Annotated in this window: 11 protein-coding genes and 1 pseudogene; 1 reads left to right on the top strand and 11 read right to left on the bottom strand. The window is 46.6% G+C overall.

Going from position 1 to position 19975, the window contains the following annotated elements:
* Positions 1-115: 115 nt before the first annotated feature.
* The 3 genes from BSHG_RS23715 to BSHG_RS09515 are packed head-to-tail and all read right to left on the bottom strand — an operon-like array spanning position 116 to position 1537.
* Positions 116-469, bottom strand: a complete 354-nt coding sequence (locus BSHG_RS23715; protein WP_004323416.1) for a hypothetical protein — start codon at positions 467-469, stop codon at positions 116-118.
* Positions 470-488: 19 nt separating this feature from the next.
* Complete coding sequence (locus BSHG_RS09510; protein WP_004308670.1) at positions 489-974, bottom strand: hypothetical protein; 486 nt, start codon at positions 972-974, stop codon at positions 489-491.
* 5 nt (positions 975-979) lie between these two features.
* Positions 980-1537, bottom strand: a complete 558-nt coding sequence (locus tag BSHG_RS09515) for a Panacea domain-containing protein (RefSeq protein WP_004308669.1) — start codon at positions 1535-1537, stop codon at positions 980-982.
* A gap of 540 nt (positions 1538-2077) precedes the next feature.
* On the opposite strand from BSHG_RS09515, the gene BSHG_RS09520 reads away from it, so the two are divergent.
* Positions 2078-7057, top strand: coding sequence for an N-6 DNA methylase (locus tag BSHG_RS09520; protein ID WP_004308668.1), 4980 nt, complete (start codon positions 2078-2080; stop codon positions 7055-7057).
* Between the two features lie 241 nt (positions 7058-7298).
* Here the strand turns inward: BSHG_RS09520 and BSHG_RS09525 are convergent, their stop codons facing one another.
* From BSHG_RS09525 to BSHG_RS09555, 8 genes and pseudogenes are all read right to left on the bottom strand, one after another.
* Positions 7299-9188, bottom strand: coding sequence for a P-loop NTPase fold protein (locus BSHG_RS09525; RefSeq protein WP_004308667.1), 1890 nt, complete (start codon positions 9186-9188; stop codon positions 7299-7301).
* A 222-nt stretch (positions 9189-9410) separates the two neighbouring features.
* Positions 9411-9800 carry a type VI secretion system tube protein TssD gene (tssD, locus tag BSHG_RS09530; protein ID WP_004308665.1) on the bottom strand — a complete coding sequence of 130 codons (390 nt, stop codon included), beginning with the start codon at positions 9798-9800 and terminating at the stop codon, positions 9411-9413.
* Between the two features lie 332 nt (positions 9801-10132).
* The gene (locus tag BSHG_RS09535) at positions 10133-11617 is read right to left on the bottom strand and encodes an FRG domain-containing protein (RefSeq protein WP_004308664.1); all 1485 of its coding nucleotides are present in this window, start codon (positions 11615-11617) and stop codon (positions 10133-10135) included.
* A 49-nt stretch (positions 11618-11666) separates the two neighbouring features.
* Positions 11667-12140 (bottom strand): Imm9 family immunity protein, encoded by a 474-nt coding sequence (gene imm9, locus BSHG_RS09540; RefSeq protein WP_008659502.1) that lies wholly within the window; start codon positions 12138-12140, stop codon positions 11667-11669.
* A 331-nt stretch (positions 12141-12471) separates the two neighbouring features.
* Positions 12472-16541: pseudogene (locus BSHG_RS0220345) on the bottom strand (DUF6531 domain-containing protein); the annotation flags it as partial.
* Between the two features lie 18 nt (positions 16542-16559).
* Entirely contained in the window at positions 16560-16847 is a 288-nt protein-coding gene (locus BSHG_RS09545) for an immunity 17 family protein (protein WP_004314530.1), read from the bottom strand.
* Positions 16813-18189 (bottom strand): hypothetical protein, encoded by a 1377-nt coding sequence (locus BSHG_RS09550; RefSeq protein ID WP_004310137.1) that lies wholly within the window; start codon positions 18187-18189, stop codon positions 16813-16815. The genes BSHG_RS09545 and BSHG_RS09550 overlap by 35 nt, the downstream gene beginning before the upstream one ends.
* A gap of 6 nt (positions 18190-18195) precedes the next feature.
* Positions 18196-19959 carry a type VI secretion system Vgr family protein gene (locus BSHG_RS09555; RefSeq protein WP_004314531.1) on the bottom strand — a complete coding sequence of 588 codons (1764 nt, stop codon included), beginning with the start codon at positions 19957-19959 and terminating at the stop codon, positions 18196-18198.
* Positions 19960-19975: the final 16 nt, after the last annotated feature.

The raw sequence follows: 19975 nt of genomic DNA, 5'->3' as shown, positions 1-19975 counted from the left end.
ATTACTTACAACGATAACTCCAGTCGTTTTATAGGACGGCATCAGCATTTGACCTACTAAATACATAAGTTCCCAATTTACGATTGGAAACTTATGTATTTTTCTGTATGGAAAACTAATCAAATAATCGCTGACTTATCATCCAGTCATTAAGCACGTCCGGATCTACACGATTTGTAAGATTCACATTTTTACTCAAACAACCGATTTTCTCACCTCTTAAATAAATAACTGGTGGGGTTAATGTATTCGGATTGTATGGACTTAACGATGAACTGGGACTTCCATATATGGAATACCGATTCTTGAAAGATATACTTGAAAAGTGACTACCGTATATATTCTCGTTGTTGGATATGGAATCAGGAGTAGATGTGTTCAACGACAATCTGCCTAAATACAAACCGTCATTTGCCAATAGAAACGATTCTTTCCTTGAAATTCTGGTATCTAAACCTATTCTATCCATTCCCTATGATTTAACGCCATTATTTAATAATGCCATAACGTCTTTTAGTTGCATTATCGAACACCTCTGTCTCTCTTAGAAACTGCATTACCCGTTCCCTGTCTTCGGAAATCAGGCAACCTTTCAGTTTACCGTTCTTTTCCGTGATTTTTAATTTTGAAAGTTCGAATATATCGGAACAATCCAGCCAACTGTCATAGTCCAGAATATCACGATAGTTCCGAACCATCAAAGGATATTGGCAGTCCAGTAGCTCTTCCGACCTCTTGGAAGAATCTATTTCCGAATTTATCAGTAAGGCACCGATAGCGACACCTTCCGGAGTAAAGCCGATAATAACAATATATTTATTGCGGTCTTTATATCCGTCTTTTAGTATCAGTCCGTCCTCTTCGTCCAAGGGGACATAAATAATATCACCAATTTTGACTGATGACATATCTACTTGCTCAGCTTTGGCCATTATAGCTTTCAGCTTTTCCAATGCACCGGTTTTGTCGTCCATTTGATTTAAGATAAAGCGTTCTTGACAATCTGCTTTTCTCGGATATAATCTACCATGTCCTTGGTAGCTTTTCCTGCCCGGGCTATATCTATAATGGTAATGAAGTTTTTTTGAGGATCATCCTGAATGCGTGTCATCGCTTCTTCCCATGCCGAGTCATGCGACAAATCGGACAAGTCATAAGGGTCTGTATCCTTATATTTAGCGATAGCAGCGTCAAGACAACGTTTGTTGGCACCTGATATATAGTCCATATCGGGTACGGCAGAAGTATATACCTTCTTGTCACGAACCTCTATGTCTGAAAGGAACTCGTCAAAATTCCCATCCAAGGGTTTGCCTTCTGCAATTTGCAGTGCCTTGTAGGTATAGGCTGGCACCGGGCCATGCTTCAATGCTCTGAAAGAGTCTTCGACAATCACTTTGCCATATTTGACAAGATGGTCCTGTTGGGCAAAATAAAGTATTTTAAATAACTTTATATAGTCCACTCCTTGAGTGAAACTCTGCATGATGTAGAGTACCACTGCTCTTATTTTAGCAATCTGTATAGCTGTTTTCATTTCAAAAAAATCTATGCGATTACAAAGATACAACTAATTTGCTGAATAATACGCTCATGATACAAAAAAAATAGTCCGTTGCATTTTTTTTACGACATTTAATATAGTCGTCATTCTGAGAGTAATAGTCTGCAATTATCAAGAGATGGGCCAATCCACCCGATTCCACCTCCCTTTATAGTTCACCTTCCTCCGATTATAGTACGGGCAATCCGTTCCGATTGTCCATTACCCTGTTTTAACACCCCTGTTTTACAGTTTTATTCATCCCTTTCTATTTGATTGTCATTTATTATCGTTTTGCTGCTGCCGTGCGACCTCTCGTGGACTTATTTTCCCGCAAAGGTAATAGGCTGCTCCAATCTTGCCAATGCCGGCGTTCCGCTGCGAGTGAGCCGTAAAAATCTTCCTCTCCGTCTGTCGAGCGTATTTTTCCGCATCAGCCTTGTCAGATTGTTTCCGCCACCTTTTGGAGGCAGAAAAATAAATCCCAAAGGTCGCAAACAGGCCGAAAAAAGGGAAAAAAAGAAAGGTTAAATTATGAGTTACAACAAATTGAAATCATTGGTAGCGAACGTGGAAGCCATAGAAACGGCAATGAAAATCCAAGTTCAAGGCAGGCAGGCCACTGCGGAAGAAAAAGAAATTTTATCCCGATATTCTGGTTTCGGGGGTATCAAAGAAGTGTTGAATATAGGTACGGACAAGCCCATAGGTGGTGATATGCAAGAACCGATACAAAGATTGCAGGAGTTAATCAATGCTTACCCTCATTTCACAGAACCCATGCGACACAATGTCATAGAGGGTATCAAAGCATCTGTACTGACAGCATTTTACACTCCTAAATTCCTTGTTGATGCAGTGGTGCGGCAGATACACGCCACGTTCAGCGAAAACGGCCTCAAAATGCGTTCATTTCTCGAACCGAGTGCAGGTATAGGCGGTTTTCTGCCCATAGCCATGTCCGGCACGTATGACTATGCCATTGAGAAAGATCTCATTTCGGGGATGATACTTTCCCTGCTCCATGAGAACACGCTAACACGGACGGCTGCATTTGAAACCATTGGAGAACAAGGTTTTGAGCATACAACTTTCGATGTCATAGCCTCCAACATCCCGTTTGGCAATTTCCGGGTATTCGATGCGGAGCTGTGGAAGAAAGGCGGTATGTACGAACAGGCCACCAAGACCATACACAACTACTTTTTTGTCAAAGCGATGGAGTTGTTGAATGAGGGTGGATTATTGGCTTTCATCACATCGAGGGGCATAGCCGACACGCCCGGTAACAAGTTCGTGCGTGAATATCTTGTAAATCATGCAGACCTGATAAGTGCAATCCGTCTGCCCGATATGCTTTTCATGCAGACAAGCGGTATAGAGGTAGGCAGTGACCTGCTGATATTCCAAAAGCACACGCACAAGACGGTACTCTCACAACGGGAACAACTGTTTTTACAAGTAGGCAGGGAAAAGGCGGACGCCATAGGCACAATGACCGAATACGCCAACAAATTGTTTACCATGCCGAAAACTACCCTTGCAACAGGTAGCCGCATTGTACAGAACCAATACGGAAAATATGTGCGCAAATACCAATGGCAGGGAAATGAAAATGCCATGTCGCAATATCTCGCCGCACTGCTGAAACTCGACTTTGGTCGATATTTCCGCAAAAGTCTTTTCACAGGGAACGGACAGGGCAGCGAACATATGCAAATGTCCCTTTTCGGGAATGTAGCGATGAAACAAGTAGAAAAAGGTAAACGAGCCTACACGGATGGGGTGGAAGCATGGATGAAAGACGGCGCAATGGTACTGTTTGAGGGCCAGGTGGGTACTATCCAATATCGAAAATCAAGTCTTTATCAAGAGGTAGCCATTGATTTTGTGCCGGTGGACGAGGGTAAGGTCAATACAGATAGGGCGAAAGATTATTTTCCTATACGCAAAGCATACTTTGAACTGTCAATCAAAGAAAGGGAAGAACAAAAAGAGGATAACGGATTGCGTAGAGAGCTGAACGCCCGATACGATGCCTTTGTTGCCAAATGGGGCTGTTTCCACGAGAACGACAACAAGGAGTTTATCATGCTTGACAGCCTCGGTGTGGAAGTCTTTACAATAGAAATGCAGCTTGGAAAAGATTTAGTCAAGTCCGACATCATGCGTGAACCTGTGGCGTTCAAGAAGATAGACCCGAACAAACGGCTGACACCGATTGAAGCGTTGGCAAGCAGCTTGAATTTCTACGGCAAGGTTGATATGGACTACCTGATGCAGTCCACAGACAGTGCCGAGGAAGAAATCATCGGCGACCTCAAAGGTGAAATATTTTACAATCCCGCTATCGGGGAGTGGGAGCATAAAGGCAAGTTCCTTTCAGGCAATGTCATAGCCAAATGCAAGGAGATAGGTTCTTACTTGTCCGAACTCACGGACAGGGAAAAAGATTGGACGGAAACTGCTGTAAGGGCTTTGGCGGATGCGACACCCGAAGCGATACCCTACGAGGAACTCGATATTAACATGGGCGAGCGTTGGATTGACACAAAGTTATACGCCGATTTTGCAACTGAACTTTTCAAGGTAGAGACAAGTGTAATGTATTTCGATGTGAACGACACCTACATGGTACGTCTGCAAAGTTACTCTCCGGTGGCTTACAACACCTATTTCGTCCGCAACTATAACGGTGAGGATTTGTTTGTTCATGCCCTGCATGATACTGTACCCGAAATTACGAAAAAGATATACCGCAATGGTGATAAGGTGCGTGTGCCGGACGAGGAAGCCATACAAGAGGCAGCCACCAAGATACAGGAGATTAGAGACCGTTTCAACTGCTGGCTTGACAGGCAGCCGATAGAGGTTCGGGACGAGCTGGTAAGGGTATATAACGAGCGTTTCAACTGCTATGTTAGGCCGCACTATGACGGTTCGGCACAAACCTTTCCGCAGCTCTCTTTCGGGCAATTTCCATACGATAGCCTCTATCCCTCACAGAAAGATGCTATCTGGATGATTAAGCAGAACGGAGGCGGTATCTGTTGGCATGAGGTAGGCACAGGCAAGACGATGATAATGTGTGTTACCGCTTACGAAATGAAACGTCTCGGACTGGTACACAAGCCGCTTATTATCGGACTGAAAGCGAATGTGCACGAAATTGCTGATACGTTCCGCAAGGCATACCCTACGGCCAAAGTTCTCTATCCGGGCAAGGAAGATTTTACCCTTGCCAACAGGCAAGAGGTCTTTTCAAAAATCAAGAACAACAACTGGGACTGCATCATACTGACCCACGACCAGTTCGCCAAGATACCGCAGTCAGAAGAGACCATGATAGATATATTCACGGAAGAGCTTGCCGATGTGGAACGTAACCTTGAATTTTTGGAGCAGTCCACCATGCGTTACCGTAGCGGAAAGATGCAGGAGGGATTAGAAAAGCGCAAACAGAACCTTGGGGCTAAATTACAAGAACTGCGTATGAAAATCAATAATCGGAAAGACGATGCTGTGGACTTCCACACAATGGGAATAGACCATATTTTTGTAGATGAGTGCCATATTTTCAAGAACTTAATGTTTCAGACACGCCATAACCGTGTGGCAGGTATCGGCAACACCAAAGGCTCTCAAAGGGCAATGAACCTCTTGTTCGCCATTCGTGACATCCAACTTCGTACAGGTCGTGACCTTGGGGCTACGTTTCTGTCGGGTACGGTGGTCGTGAACGCCCTTACCGAACTATATGTGATGTTCAAGTATTTGCGTCCGCAGGAGCTTCAACGGCAACGGATTAGCTGTTTCGATGCGTGGGCAGCCATATTCACAAAGAAAACGGCAGATTATGAGTTGAATGTGACAGGCTCGGTGAAGCGCAAAGAGCGTTTCCGTACTTACATCAAAGTACCGGAGCTGGCAATGTTCCTGCGTGAGATTACGGATTACTGTACAGCCGACATGATAAATCTTGACGTGCCTGAGAAGAACGTGCGTTTCCTCTCTTATCCCCCGACAATCGAGCAGGAGGAAATGATAGGACGCTTGGTATCTTTTGCCGGTAGCGGCCAGTGGGAGGACTTGGGGCTTGACGTTCCGCAACCCGACAACCTCGACAAGGCTAAAATGTTGGTTGCGACCAATGTAGCCCGAAAAATGGCTCTTGATATGCGCTTGTTGGGTTGCAAGTTCAAGGATGATGCCGATAACAAGGCTTCTATCTGTGCGAGGACAATCTATGACTACTATATACGCTCGAATGACAATCGGGGTACACAGTTCATCTTCAGCGATCTTGGTACATACAAACCGAACGAATGGAACATATATGCCGACATCAAAGAAAAGTTGGTACAACTCGGTATTCCTGCTGATGAAATACAGTTTATCCAATGCGCCACTACCGAGAGGGCAAGAAAAAAGCTGTTTGAAGAAATGAACAACGGCAAGGTGCGAGTTCTTTTTGGAAGTACGACCATGTTAGGCACAGGTGTGAACGCCCAGCAAAGGGCTGTGGCAGTGCATCACCTTGAAATACCTTGGCGACCTGCTGACATGGAGCAACGAAACGGCAGGGCGGTACGCAAAGGCAACACTGTAAAGCTGTGGGGTGGCAATGTGGTAGATATTGTAATTTACGGCACGGAAAAGACCCTTGACGCCTACAAGTTCAATCTGTTGAGAAACAAGCAGATGTTTATCAATCAAATTAACAACGGCACAATCGCCGTGCGTCGTATTGACGAGGGAGGCATGGATGAGGACAGCGGTATGAACTTCGCCGAGTTCGTGGCTATTCTGTCAGGCAATAACGACTTGCTGAACAAGACGAAGCTCGACAACAAGATTATGCAGCTTGAAAAGGAACAGGCTATTTTCAAGAAAGAACGCATCCGTGCCGAGCGTAAAATAGCTGCCGGTCAGGGAGAAATCGAAAAGGCAAAGCGTACTGAGGCCGATTTCAAGAGGGATTTGGAATACATCAACTCGTATAATGGGGCAAAGGCAACCCTGCTTTTGAACTTGCCGCAAGCCAGTACCGAGGAAGTTGGCCGGGAGTTGCACCGTATCGCCAAGACCTACCGCAACGGAGCGTATGGTACAGTTGGCACATATGCAGGGCTAAACTTGTTGGTGCATAGCGAGTATAATATGGACGGTACGTTTGACCGCAATACATTCTTTGTAGAGGGTATAAGTGGATTGAAATACCGATGCGGTCTGAGCGGTGCGCTGCCGCTTGGTTTTGTTGAGTCGGCACAATATCCGCATGGAGCATTAAGCAAATTGCCCTCTCTTATCGAGAAGCAACAAAAGGCGGTAGAGCGGATAGAAAGCGAAATTCCCACATTGCAGGACATCATTTGCCGTCAGTGGAGCAAAGCCGATGAACTGTCAAGGCTCAAACAGGAATGTAAGGAACTCCAGCACAGGATTGATGAAAGCCTGAAAGAGGCCGAACAACCGCAGGCTGCCAAACACGAAGCTATTGCCGAAGCTGCTTGACATAATCATAATTCAACCGTTCCCTCTGCATGGTCGCGATGACTGGGCAGAGGGATTTTTTTGCGCTCCGGTCTGCCGACGGCTCTACTCTTTTATGGCATCCTTTCTCCCTTTATAACCTCCCGATTCCCCGCCACCACCCATTCTCATTTATAGCTATTAATATCTTCTGTTTTTAGTCAAATAGAGATAATATTCTTTCATCGCATATCCGTTTTTTGCGATACGCCATTTTTAGCTTCTACATTGGTGGCAATGTATCACTTTTGCCTTCACACCTCCTAATAGCTTCAATCAAGGCATCTTTTAATCTTATGAAGGCAAGTTTATCCACTCCTTTTGATATACTGATTTCATTACCGACCAAATCTTTCAACTTGAGTAAACAAGGAACATCTGCCTTATATCTGTCTCCCACATCTTGTAAATCATAGTCAAAATTATAATGATAAGCAAGAAATTGCGTAAAAGTATTTCTGCTTTTATTGCTTAGTTTGCAGATAGCATCAAAAAGAGCATTGGCATCTTCATATGCAAATATAGCACGAAGTTCGTATGTACAACTTTTATCTGGATAAGGCAATCTGTCTATGATTATAAGTTGTTCTACTGTTCCTTCAGTCAAATTACGCAGTGCTTTTTGCATTTGATCCGGCAACTCATTTATCTTTGATTTCATCTTCTGCAAGAAATAGTCCACAATATCATCCGTTATTGGGGTTTTGGAATCTGTGGTTACATAATTACATCCACTAATAAAAAGCCCTCTTAGCTGATAAAGTTCCTCTAAACAGGTTTGGCTATCAATCATTTCTGCTATTCTTACTTTTATTAAAGAGACATAAGCCTGTATAAAATAGAAAATGCCAATAGCGTGAAAGTATGATAGATACGCAATACTATAACCAAGTTGATAAGCATCTTTTATCTCTCTATCCAATATGGATGTTATAGTATCTTGACAAATTCTTTCAAGTTTTTGCTGCTCCATATCGAAAAAGCCGGATAGCATTTCCCAAGGTTTCAATTCTTTTTGCTTATCCCTTATCTCCGTAACAATAAATTCTACAAGTGGAGCACCTGTGATAATATATTGTATAATAGCCGTAACATACTCCGGATTTAAGACATTATAAATTAACTCCTTGTTCAAAGAGTGATATTTTTCCCTTAGATGATGTATCCTTTGCTTATCTTCATTATTATCTTGGAGTAGTGAAATCCGACAATCTCTACTCCAATTACAAATTACCTCTTTGTTCTCACTATTATTATACTCTGCATACACTGCAATAAATGACCCAAGAATATTTTTAAGAAAGATATTATCCTTTTCAACCAGCTCGGGAGGAAGTTTGTTTAAGTGGCTTTTAAAATCATATAAACATTGTCTCAAAACCCGTAAGTTATCGGATTTTGTGCACATAAAACAGGCAATAATGAAATCACGCATTTCTTTCAAATAATCGGATACCGGTACTTCGCCAAGGAAGTATTCGATGGCTTCTTCTATGTCAGGTTGTATTTCAAATTCCCTGCCTATGGTCTTTTCCTTAAACTCATCCCATACAGCCTTGGGAAGTTTTTCAAGGTGGTTCTCATCTCCAATTACGACAACATGACAATTACAATGCTCTACAAAATAGTTGATAAAGCCTAACAATTCCTTCATCTCTATCAGGCACCTTTCGATGTCATCGAATATCAGAAACTTTACACCTTTTATACTGTCGTCTTTCACTTGTAGTAACGACAACGAATCCAGTGTTGCGGAAAATGAACCATCCTCTTTAGAGTCTTCATTAAAATCCATACTCGTCTTGAAGACTACCTTACCGGCTAATTTCAAAACTCCCTTTATGAAACGCCCCGTTTTCGAATAGAAGAAAGGATTTAATTCCCTATCTATAGCTGTCTTGATGTCATTCACGCTATCCATTCCATAGGTCGAAATATAAATGGGCTTTAGCGTAATTTCCTCGTCGGTATCTGCGGTTCCATCAAACTTCTTCTTCCATTCTTTTATAAGATGAGTTTTGCCACATCCCCATTTTCCTTTCAGCATCACGGCATACTGAGGATTAGTATTATCAGCATAGCTGTTTAAAAAATCAAGAATCAAAGTATTCATACCTTTGTTATTAACATAATTCTATTTTAACTCCATTGAAAAACAAAAATGTAGCAATAAGAACATTAAATATTGAAATAGTAAACGACGCTGCAAATCCATTATCGCCACATCCACAATGAACAAAGTTAGTGATATTTCTTAATACAATAATATCCAAACAACTAAATTTCATGTTTCTTCTTTGAAAGATCCAATAAAGGCTTGCAGGAATCGTCAGTCTTACCATTGATTGCTTAAATATGCGTCTCCTATCATAATAATATCCGCAGAAAATGTGATGGTGGAATACATTTGGCGTTTTCTGTCAACATTGTAAACCTCTTTGTAATATACGATATACGCGTATTTGAACTCCACGACACGAAAGATTGAATTATCCTTAGTGTTGTAATAAATCACCTTGCCGCTTATCGCTTTGAAAGGACTGTTTACCATTGCTTCAAGAATAGTAGTTTCTCTGGTAGATTCAACGGTAATGGTAATACGTCCGCCAATAACATTTGTCACTGGCCTTCCTTTATTATCTGTCTTGCGGTTAAATTCAATGTGTGATGAAATCACTTCTATATCCTTCCCTTGCAAGCACACGGTTGCCTTTAATTCTGCCATGCTGATCTTATTATTTATTATAAAACCAAGACATTTCGCCTTGGTTAAAGCAGTCAGACCGCTTTCAAGACAAGAAGGAGGATATCATATTTCGCAAATATAGAATTTTCCTTTGAACATAACAAACAATCAATTAAATTTATTAACCAGCAAAATAGAAGAAACTCTATTTACAGGCTATCCTCCCTTCTAAGTATTATTTATACAAAGTAGAGAAATACTTGCAAGTTCAAGATATACCACGAGATTAAGACTTGATGTAATTTTTTCAAGCTGAGAGCCGAGTTATCCGTGTAATAGCTCGGCTTGTTTTTTTTTAAATGAGGGAAAGGTTACTTAGGTAGATGATATTTGTCCTTTATATGCTCGGCCACGTGTTCGACTTCCGGGAACAACGTTGATTTGTCTATGCCGAGGGCTTCAAGCTGCTTCCTAATCTTCCGCTTCTGCGCTTTATTGATGATGTACACTTTGTAGCTGAAGTTGAGTGATGCTGGTTGGCTTTTATTGCCATTGATACCATAAAGGAAAAATGCCCCGGACTGCCGGATTATGCGAGGATTGTCAAACATCGGTTTTACACAAAAGACTCTCTCGATATCCTTTGAGTCAATCACATTCTGAAAATGGGGTTTCTCGTACTTAATTTCATGCAGAAGATATTGGATTTCCTCTTCGGAGTTGAACTCCTTCCTATCCAGTTCTCTCAAATCTTCGATACTGAAATCTATTGGGCGTTTGGCGATATTAGAAACGACACTGACAGCATCGCTATCAAAATATTTAATATCTGACGTTTGAACTTCGAATCGGAACAGTTTTCCGTCAACGGCATCATTCTCGCACGCAAAATACAGAGCTACCAAAGGATTTGTAGTAATATCCAAGAGGCGTGTCGGCAAAGAGTAATGCTGCATCTTGACCAACTTCTCAAAGGTAGATGTACACCCTTTGAAATCAGCCGGACTTTGAGCGATAATATCTCTGAAAATTCTATTTTCATTCTGGATTAAGAATTTCTCTCGATAGATGGAGGGAATCAATCCAAAACTCTTATCTGACTGTCCTCGATAAAAGATATGGTAATCCATATCGTCCTCTAATTCATCTTCAAGTTTCTCGAATAGAGTCCGGATGCTACCAATACTTGATGAATCACTCTCCGGTGTATAATTATATGCCTCGTATGAAATCTCCCACGGACGTTTCCCAAGAGTCTTGACTATTTTTTCTGACAACTCATTATATGATGCAAAACTATCATAAGTGTAGCCCAGTTTTTTACTTCTTAGATACGATGAAGTGTTGGAGTCCAAAGGAACATATCTTTCCGGATTAGCGTAGAACAGAACAATGCTGAGTTTTCCCTTTCCGACACTTTTAATGTTCAATGCAGTTTGAAAAAGTCGTTCATCTACTTTCCCTCCTTTTACTTGTCCGAACAATTCCCATAATACATTTATATCATTGTTGCCCCTGATTGTCTTCCATGGGAATAGATGTACTTTCATGGGATGTGTTGTCGGGATGCCTGATACATCTGTTGGTTCTGGACAACTAAAATTTAGCTTACGCCTTAAATCCTGTAGGATTTCTACTCTTCTTTCATCGGAGTGAAACTTGTTGAGATACGAAAAGAATGTAAATGGGTCGATCTCTTCCAAAACAATCTCTTTGCCTCCTTCTGAACCATCACGAAAACCGGAAATGCCGATTTCTTTTAGCGTAGATATAAGTTCCGGTTGGCTATTCTGTTTTCCAAGTAGCCAGTCGGATAGTTCTTTGTAGAATGGTATCCATGTAAAATCACAATTCATATTGTTTATTTATTATTTCAATTCGCACTTCAATAATGAAACACTATATTTATGCCTTAAATTGTATTTTTATTCCGTTACATTTAAAGCCTTGTTTTAATATGAATAGAATTGAGGATTTTGCACTATCCTTCATATAGGTGTTTAAATCTAAATATTTGTCATATGCCGGTTCAAGTGAATAAAATAGGGATTCAGTTATTTGACTATAAAAGCTTGTATCCACCTGTGCTATTCCGTAAATAGCCTTCCTTTTATCTGGTATTGGTATAGAGATTGAGATTTCATATTCTTTGTCTGAAGAAAATCTTTTAAGACGTTTAAATATTCCTATCTTATCTGTATTTCGATAGTTTATAGAGACTAAAAGTTTCCATTCTCCCAAATCATGAAGATTAATATGTGATGCTAAAATAGCAATGTGTTGATTTAATTCAAAATATAATCTTCTAAGATCTACAATTTCATTTAATTGTGGTATTTCTGATGATATTAAAACTCTTATTTTAGCTACAATATTCATTTGACTACTTATTATATGATGGTAAATGATAACGATGGTCTCTTTCCCTATTATATGGTAAATTATGTCCTTCACTTCGCAATTGTCGAACCTTTGCGGCCTCTATTTCTTTCATGGCTCCTTTGGTAATATTTGTATGTGTAGATAATATTTGGAATGTTGCATTAGAAAAATTTGGGTCTTGTCGGACTTTTCGGGCACTTGTATAGGCTCGTCTATTACTATTATCCGCCATTACATCTTCTGCTTTACCAATGCCAACTTTTGCATACTCTCCTGTGCTATTATCATATACGAGATAAAGTACCCAATCCCCAACAGTATCATTACTGTTTTTGTGAAGCCCAAGAATATCACTCCACGCATTTGTGTCATCGACATACCCATATAGATTGAGTATTCCCCCAGCCAGCCCAATCGGATCTTGCGAGACATACATGCCCATCTGTGGCGAGTAATACCTGAACCTGTTGTACGCCAGCCCTGTCTCCCGGTCATAGTACTGTCCCTGAAACAGGAACGGTACCATCCCCTTGTTACCTGTCTCCTCGATGACGTTCCCGTCCATGTCAAGCACCCGGCTCCACACCTCGTTGCCCTCGGCATCGTATGCCTCCGTCGGCGTTCCGAGCTGGTCGGTCAGTATCGAGTAGGACCTGCCTTCCTTGAGCATGGCCACCGGTACGAAGGACTCCTCGTCGAAGAGCCATACCGTCATGTTGCGGCGTTCCGTGTCCGTATTCCACCTGTCCTCCATGACGGAGTATTCCCTATGCTGCTTCCACTGGTGCAGCGGCACGTTGCCGTTCCACACCCACCGCGTCACCGTCGTGCCGAAGCTCTTGGAGAGCCTGCGCCCGAGCGCGTCGTATGTGAACTCCACCTCCCTCTTGTCGGGCCGCACCACCTTTGCCAGAGAGCCGTCGGCGTTCCACCGGTATCTCCAGCGGTCCTTCTTGCCGTCAAGCCACCTTCCCGTGCCGAGGTAGCGTTCCGTCAGGTTGCCGTCCGCATCGTACTCGCAGTGCCATTCGCCGTCCTGCTCCAGCCGTCCGCCACCGAGGTAGCGGCGCAACTTCATGTCCGGGTCGGGATACAGGTTTCCCGTCTGGTCGCTCTTCCTCCACTGCACCCTGCCGTCGGGGTATTCCGCCCTTTCGAGCTGCCCCGTCGGGGTATAGGAGTAGCGTGTCTCGCCACGCCTGCTGTCCTCCACGGACAACAGCCTGTCGGCGACGCCCCAGCGGTAACGGCGCATATGCCGTGTGCGCGAGTCCTTGCGTGTGCGGGCATCCACCAGACGGCCTATGTCATCATAGGCGAACGAGCGGACAATGCCTCCCGGAAGGATGCGCTCCACCTCGAAGCCCAGCGTATCGTGGCGGTGTGCCGATTCCCACGAGCCCGCGCCGTCGGCGTCGCTGCCGCCGGTGGCCGTGAACCCCTCAAGCTCCCCGTAGCCGTTGCGGGTGTAGCGCAGCGAGGCCCCCGCCGTGCTGTCGAGCGTGAGTATCCTGCCGGTATGGTCGTAGGTGCGGAGTATGGTGTTGCCGTCAGCCGTCTCCCGGACCGGAAGCCCCAGGGAGTTGTATGCGAACTCCACCGTGCTTTCCCCCCTCGATGCCTGCACCAGCCTGCCGGACAGCCCGTAGGCGTAGGTCTGGTCGGGGTCGCCTGCCGTGGGGTATGAGACGCACGTCACGCGCGAGCAGGCGTCATAGCCGTATTCCCTTTCCGTTCCCGATGGCAGCGTCTCCCTGACGACGCGTCCGCCCCTGTCACGCAGGTAACGACGGACGGCCCCGTCGAAGCCTTTCTCGGCGGTGACGTTGCCCACAGCGTCGAGGGTGAACTCGTAGCTCTGGAGCCTCTCGTTTGTCACACGGCGCAGGCGTTCCTCCCGGTCATAACGGAAGCTCACCACGCCCCGGTGGTCGCGGCGCCTTGTCAGCTTCCACATGCCGGAGTAGCCGTACTCCACGTGCTGGACGTTGTCATGGTATTCCGTGAGGTTGTCTATCCCGTCGTAGGACAGGCGTATGTCGTTGCCGTCGAAGTCGAGCACGCGCACCACGCGGCCCACGGGGTCGTATTCCCTTTTCTGTACCGCACCCTTAGGGTTGGTGACGCTCACGCACCTGCCCAGCAGGTCGTAGCCGTACAGCGAGGTGTTCCCCCGGCTGTCGGAGGCTTCCGTGAGGTTATGGAAACGGTCATAGGCGAGCCTCGTCACCACGCCGTAGGGGTCTTTCACCGATGCCACCGCACCGTTGCGGTAGGTCATCCTCGTGACGGCACCTTCGGGGTTGGTGCGGCTCACCAGATTGCCCGAGCGGTCATAGCCGAACTCCCACGTGCCGCCGTCCGGCGTGGTAACGGATACGGGACGGTTGCGCAGGTTCCCCTTGGCAGGATACACGGCGGACACGCTGCCGCCGCACGGGTCGGAGCTGTCGGTGCAGTTCCCCCAGCGGTCATACCTGTACAGGGTGCTGTTACCGAGCGGGTCCGTCTGTGCGAGAAGCCGGCGGCTGTCGTCGTAACGCCACAGGTGTTCCCCGCCGTTGGCATCGACCTTCTTCCACACAAGGCCGCCGCGGTGGTGGTACACCGTCAGTTCTCCGTGGCTGTCGAGCACCTCGGTCACTCCCTCCCGGAACGTGAGCCTGTGGTCGTATATGCCGCCGTCGCCCCACGTGTGTACGCAGCGCGAACCCACGCCCGTACCGTCGTACTCGAAGTACCACGCAAGGCCGTTGCGCCATGTCTCCTTCACGATGAGCCTTCCGGCATATTCGTATGTCATCACGTCGCCCGCCGCGTTGCGCTGGAGGGTCATGTTGCCGTCGGCGTCGTACTCGTAGGAGGCGAGGGTAATCTCTTTCTCCGGATCTTCCGGATGCGGGCCGCATATCTCAAGGATGCGTCCGCTTCTCGTGTCGTGCTCCACCCTCAGGCGGCGGCCCGCGCTGTCGGTGATGGAGCGCAGCAGGCCCTCTTTCGTGTAGTCGAAGCGGATGCCCAGGCCGTTGCAGTCGGTCACGCTCTCAAGCAGGCGCACGGAATCGTACTCCTTGCGCGTGAAGCGGTAGTAGAGGTCCTCGGCCATGTCCCACACGCAGTAGCCGCCGTCCTGTTCCAGACGGGCCTCCTTGCGTTCGGAGAGGATGAACGAGGGTTCCTCCGCTGTAGGCAGCGGGAAGGCCACCGGGATGCCGTCACTCATGCGGAGCGTCAGCGTGCCCTCTTCCGTGTCCGCGACGACGCCCATGTCGTAGGCGTGGTGCCACCCGTTGCCCAGAGGACCCCGGTAGTCGCTGCGGCTGTACCACGTGCGCTCCCATGACAGGGGCACCGGGCCGTCGAGCCAGAAGTCCTCCTCGTCGGTGAAGAACGTGCCGCTGGCCACGTCCACCGGGTGGCCCGTGACCGTACAGATGGCCTTGTGGAGCATGTTCTTCAGGGATTCGCTCTTTATCGTCCTGTTGACCTTGCTGTGCAGCCTGTCCGCCAGCTTCCTGGTCTTTTCTTGTAGAAACGCCCGAACGCCCCCGTGCATTTGCGGGCGAGTGCCGCCATGGGGTTGAGGGGGACGGGGACCGGGCTGGTGAGTATCTGTCTGGCGGGAGGTATCGGGTTGATGACACCCGTGGGCAGGAACATGCCCGGAACCTTGTGCACGCTCGGTATGCCCACGTCGTTGCAGTCAAGGTGCAGGTGCGCGCCGCCGCCCGAGAAGGGCATCCCGTCGGCAAGTACCGTCAGGCTGCCCATGAAGGCGTGGCCGTTGTTCTTGGGTATCGCCGCTGAAGGGGCCGCCCAGCCTGCGCCCATGGGGATGTGCGGGATGCTCCGCGTGGGGGTGGATGCAACCGCGCGGGGGATGAAGCCGCCTATCTTGACGGTGGCGCCCAGCATCCCGACGGCCATCGTCAGCACGGTGTGGCCCACCTCGGCGAGCTTCGCGCTGTCGGCGTCGCCCGTCTGTTCCGCTGTCGGTGGCGGGGGGATGAACGAGGAGACCGCCGCCGCGATGAAGTCCTGCGGACGGAGGAGAACCCCGACATAAGGGTGAGGCATCGGCACGACGGGGGACGGGGGTATCGTCACGAGGTGGATGTCCACGCCGATGACAGGGTCGAGCTGCTTGGAGATAGGCAGGCAGGCCATGCCCTTCATGCCCATGGCACCCAGTACGGGGAGCATCGCGGCTTCGCTCAGGCCGTCGGCAAGGCCGCCGATGGCGGCTGCCGCCTTGACGCCCGTGTCGAGGGCATTGACGGACGGTGACACACCGGCCTCGGAGTTCGCCTTGACGCCTTCCGAGATACCCTTGACCTGCGCGCCTACGCCGGTCTTTAGGTTAGCACTTACGCTGTCGAAATAACCTGTGTCCGCCATAACTGTCAGTCTTTATCGTTATTTAACTCGAAAATACAAATAGGCAGATGCAACAATGGCAATCACAATAATTACACCGAGCCAAAATCGGAATCCGGTTGGACCCAATAAGTCAAGAAAGAAATTTCCTCCCCAGCTTCCGGGTCTGGCGTATGTCCATTTCCAGTCGAATATCAGTCCGACAAGCCAAACCAATAGCAGAAAGATTACTACTAAGTACCCCACTTTAGGGTTCGCATAGGCATATTCGGTTGCATTAGTGAACAGCCCTTCAAGATTTCGCAATATGTTGGTCAGCCATTCCATTGTATTTTCCTAAATTTCTTTTATACTCATACAAATAATTCTCCCAGTTATCTCCTAACACTTTGGTCAGAACTTCATTTATTTCATCGTCACTGACCAGCTTGGAGCGTGCCGAACTGTTTAGCAGGCTTAATAACAGGAGAGGATAAGAGGAGTTCTTTATCAGGTCTATGGAAAGTTTGTCTGAAAGTCTGAAACCTTCCACATAACATTCCGCAGCTAACGATTTCTCATAATTATTTTCCCGGCACCAACCACACAGCCTCAATGCTTCACTTTGCATTAGGTAATCGTTGCATCTGGAGTATGCTTCAGCACCGCGATAGTACGTCTCTGCCGCTTCTTTCCAAAGCGACTCTCGTACATAGATGGAGGCTTTCCCCAATAAGGTGTTTCCGAGCAATCGGCAAGCTAAAGAGGGATCTAATTTTTCTTCCCCGATTTCAGCGGCTTCTACGGCTTTGTCGGCAAAGTACATGGCCGTCTTGTGGTCCTTACGGGAAATCTGGTCTGTATATAGAATTGTATATACGGTTACAAATTGACTGATCCAGTTAATGTCTTTCTTCACATTTTCGAGAGCAATATCGAGGCATTTCTTCGCAAATTCCTCTGTTTGCGCTGCGTTCCCTTTTTTCACACTGTTCATCAGTTTGATTAATGCCAGCCTGAAATTCGAGGCTGCCGGGTCGCTCTTATCTTCATTCGCCGCTTGTTCCGCGAGTTGCTCCATTGCACCGTCTAAATCTATTGGCGGATAAATAGACACCGCGTCATTGGAGTGTTTGGCCATTAGTTTGCCAAACTGTTCATAGTCTTTTATGTCGGATATCCCCCATACCATTTGCTTGTGGAATGGCAGAGCAAGAGCCTTTTCAAACCATTCACGACATCCGTCATAGTCGTATGTGTTCTTTAGGTTAAAGACAAAACTGCATTTCATATCAGTCCCTTTTACAAGGGATTCTGTCAGCTTGTTGAAGTTGGCAACTGCGACGGAGGCATCGTTTTCCGCTTCTTCCGACTTATAATCAGCTATCCAATCAACACGTTCAAAGACAATATCTTCGGGTTTCTTTGAGTTATTCCAGTATTCTACTTGTTGTGCAATATACCCTACAACATCTTTTGAGAAATCGGTTCTGGAACTGAACGGAAGTTCTATGAGGAACACCATATCTTCCTCTTCGCTATCAAGGGCAAGCATATAGTCATAGAAAGCATCAAGCATACTTTCGTCTCCCGGATTGATGACGATACGGATTAACTTGACCGGTTTCCTGACTGCATCTTCCCATTGGTAGAGCATCTTGTCTGCTATTTGTTGTATGGCGTTGCTCATATGCTGTTAATTCAATTTGACAATAGTTCCGGCTACGGCTGTGGTTCCGGAAGAATCTATCGTAGCCTTTGTTGTACCGCTGACCGTGGCACTGCTGCTGCCGGTTGCTGTAAAATCAGTACTGGAGATATTATAATTGCTGCCTGCTGTACAATCAATATTTTCTGCCGATTGCGCAATATTGGCACCCGCGGACTCTGTTATGTCCTTTTCCGCATTAGATGATATATTGCCTTCGCTATCAATCATTATTTTGTTTTCTCCAACACATAAGGTGATGCTTTTAGAGGCAGATATTGTGATATTTCCTTCTCCGTCTGCCGTATAGCTGTTGCCTTCCTTATCTTTCATCATAACGCTTCCTTTTTCATCATCAAGCGTTATGGTACAACCGCTGCGGGTAGTCAGGCTTTTTGTTTTGTTTGAACTGCCGCCACCGGTGCCTGACTTTCCATGGAATAAGCTGCCAAGTACAAACGGACGGTTCGGGTCATCATATCTGAATGCCACCATGACTTGGTCTCCCTTTTCGGGTATGAATACAAATCCTCTGTTTGTGGCCACTTTGTCGCTTGTACCTGCGTCGGGAGTGAGCACCCGTATCCACGAGGTTTGCATCGGACCGGTCTGCCAGTTCATCTTGACTTGGACGCGGCCTAACTTTTTCGGGTCCTCGTTGCTGACAACCACGGCCTGCTGTGTATGAGCGACAGGCAGAGGTACATCCGGGCATGGAAGGGTGGGAATAGAGGACGGAAGTGCGGTGAAATAGTTCTGGTAACTGTCACCCATACCGGCTACGTGGGTTATTTCCGTAATGATATAGGTGCCGATGCTATTTTTTACGTGGATACCTATTCCTGTATGGATAGCGGTATGAACATCTATGATACTGCCCACCGTGAGGATGCGGCAATCGCTTTCCCCGGTGATGAAACTGGATGCGGCGCTGTCGCTTTGCTGCCTGCGTTGGAAATAGGCGTCAAGTTCACCCTTATTGGTTATGCGCGGCTCCGCCCGTTGGACAGCGGGAGCGGTAAACAAAGCCAATGACGAGTCAAAGGCCGCTTGTCCCAATGTGTTTTGTCCGGCTGCGGTATCGGGGGATTGGCCGTTATAGGTCTGGTCGTTCACCGAATGGTAAGAACTTCCCTTTATTGGTCGGGCAAGTGTCTGCGAGCAGACATCGAGCACGGATAGTTCCTCGCCGTATGTCAGCTTGGTCGTCGAGCCGGCCTGTGGCTTCCCGAATACAAGGTTCTGTCCGTCGTAGTAGAGCCATTCCTGATATTGGCGGGCAAGCCGTTGTATGAATCTGAAGTTGGTTTCCTCGTACTGGCATTCGTATTCCAACTTCGATTTCGTTTCTGGATTGACAAGAGCTTGCACTCCCGCCTTGTCTGTAAGTTCCTTAACGATGTCAGACAAGGATTTGTTGCACCATGAGGCACAAGTGTGGTCTGACTCCAATAGGAATGTTGACGAATATCCCGTCACTTTTATATTTCCGTGTGTTCCACCGGAACGATGAAGTCCCACCATGGTGGCCACGCCGACAAAAATAGTGCCGCCGAAGTCCATGATTACTTTTTTCCCAACCCAGTCTTTTGACGCCTCCGGGATTTCCACACCATAGGCTTCTATGGCTTGGATATCCAGCGTTATCTCAAAGTAGTGATGCTCATTGATGCTCTGTTTGAGCATCAACTGCACAAACGACGGCATGGGTATGCCGGCTATTTCCAATGTGACTTTTTTTTGTTCCAGCATGGCGGCATTATATTTG

Source organism: Bacteroides sp. 3_2_5 (assembly GCF_000159855.2).
Taxonomy (GTDB): Bacteria; Bacteroidota; Bacteroidia; order Bacteroidales; family Bacteroidaceae; genus Bacteroides; species Bacteroides fragilis.
Note: the sequence above shows the minus strand (reverse complement) of the source record. Positions and strands in the feature narration are given on the sequence as shown.

Excerpts from the sequence above, each read along its gene's own strand:
- BSHG_RS23715 (WP_004323416.1), bottom strand. The coding sequence starts at position 469 with ATGGATAGAATAGGTTTAGATACCAGAATTTCAAGGAAAGAATCGTTT.
- BSHG_RS09510 (WP_004308670.1), bottom strand. The coding sequence starts at position 974 with ATGGACGACAAAACCGGTGCATTGGAAAAGCTGAAAGCTATAATGGCC.
- BSHG_RS09515 (WP_004308669.1), bottom strand. The coding sequence starts at position 1,537 with ATGAAAACAGCTATACAGATTGCTAAAATAAGAGCAGTGGTACTCTAC.
- BSHG_RS09520 (WP_004308668.1), top strand. The coding sequence starts at position 2,078 with ATGAGTTACAACAAATTGAAATCATTGGTAGCGAACGTGGAAGCCATA.
- BSHG_RS09525 (WP_004308667.1), bottom strand. The coding sequence starts at position 9,188 with ATGAATACTTTGATTCTTGATTTTTTAAACAGCTATGCTGATAATACT.
- tssD (WP_004308665.1), bottom strand. The coding sequence starts at position 9,800 with ATGGCAGAATTAAAGGCAACCGTGTGCTTGCAAGGGAAGGATATAGAA.
- BSHG_RS09535 (WP_004308664.1), bottom strand. The coding sequence starts at position 11,617 with ATGAATTGTGATTTTACATGGATACCATTCTACAAAGAACTATCCGAC.
- imm9 (WP_008659502.1), bottom strand. The coding sequence starts at position 12,140 with ATGAATATTGTAGCTAAAATAAGAGTTTTAATATCATCAGAAATACCA.
- BSHG_RS09545 (WP_004314530.1), bottom strand. The coding sequence starts at position 16,847 with ATGGAATGGCTGACCAACATATTGCGAAATCTTGAAGGGCTGTTCACT.
- BSHG_RS09550 (WP_004310137.1), bottom strand. The coding sequence starts at position 18,189 with ATGAGCAACGCCATACAACAAATAGCAGACAAGATGCTCTACCAATGG.
- BSHG_RS09555 (WP_004314531.1), bottom strand. The coding sequence starts at position 19,959 with ATGCTGGAACAAAAAAAAGTCACATTGGAAATAGCCGGCATACCCATG.